The organism is Nocardiopsis sp. NPDC055824 (assembly GCF_053616335.1).
In genome coordinates this window covers 1-1125 of the sequence record NZ_JBSHDN010000414.1, presented here as the reverse complement: position 1 = coordinate 1125, position 1125 = coordinate 1, and the positions used below count along the sequence as shown (strand labels likewise).

Here is a 1125-nt window from a genome sequence, read left to right as displayed (position 1 = left end):
GCGCGGAGCGCCGCCCCCGCCCGCGTCCGGCTCCTCATCCGGCGTCGGGCAGCGCGCGGAGGATTCGCTCGGCGTGGGTCCAGAGCACGGCGCCGCCGATGCCCGGCACGATCCGGCGCCGGGCCCCCGGCACGCGCCGGGCGAGCCGGTCCCCGTTGTCCGGTGAGTGGGAGGTGTCCTGCTCGCCGTACCAGACCCCCACCGGGACGGTGATCCCGTCCAGGGCCAGGCCCCAGGGGCTCATCGCCAGGACGGTGTCCCTCGCGTACCCGGCCGTGCCCTGGGCGAACGCCTCGGCCATCGCCCCGCGGTAGGCGGACTCGAAGGCCGGAGCGCGGTACACGGCCAGGTCGGAGGCGGGACTCGCCGCCGTGACCATGTCCCACATGGCCTCCGGGCCCATGCCTTCCAGCAGGCGGGAGGCCTCCTCCGGATCGGACGCGACGAGGCCGACCATGGCCTTGGGGCCGTCCGGGAGGGCGTCCGGGACCAGGGCGACCTCGTCCGCGGCGGATACGACGGTGAGGCTCCGGGCAACCCCGGCGACCGCGCAGGCGAAGGCGAACGGGGCGCCCTGCGAATTGCCCACGACATGGGGGCGCCCGAGGGACCGCGCCGCGCACAGGTCGCGCACGTCGGCGGCGAAGTCCGCGAGGGTCCGCCCCGGCAGCGGGTCGGATGCCCCCAGCCCGGGGCGGTCGACGGAGACGAGCCGGAGCCCGAGGAGGCGGAGCAGGTGGGTCCCGAAGCCCAGTGAGCGGCCGGTGGCCGCACCGGGACACAGCAGGACCGGCCGGTCACGCGGGTCGCCCCACTCGCTCCAGGCCAGGGCGCGGCCGTCGGGCAGGGCGGTCCGTCCGGAGCGCTCGGGTGGTGCGGTTCCCAGTTGCATGCCGGGCATCCTAGACGGCGGGCCGCTCCGTGCCGCAGCAGCCCGGGCCGCCCCGACCCCGCCGGGACGGCCGCGCCGGGCCGGGAGGCCGCCGTCCTGCGGGAGACCGACCGCCTCGACCGGCGCGAGCGTCCGCGGAACCGTTCCGGGGACGCCGGACCCCCGCGTCCTGTCGCGCGTCAGGCGACGCCGACGGCGGCGCGCACCCGGTCGATCGTGGCGCGCGCACGCTC

At 78.0% G+C, this 1125-nt stretch carries 1 protein-coding gene; it reads right to left on the bottom strand.

The genetic code is table 11. The features are described from left to right. Nucleotides 1-34: 34 nt before the first annotated feature. Entirely contained in the window at nucleotides 35-892 is an 858-nt protein-coding gene (locus ACWGL3_RS32235) for an alpha/beta fold hydrolase (RefSeq protein WP_267946301.1), read from the bottom strand. Nucleotides 893-1125: the final 233 nt, after the last annotated feature.

Coding starts and splice junctions, on each gene's coding strand:
- ACWGL3_RS32235 (WP_267946301.1), bottom strand. CDS start 892: ATGCAACTGGGAACCGCACCACCCGAGCGCTCCGGACGGACCGCCCTG.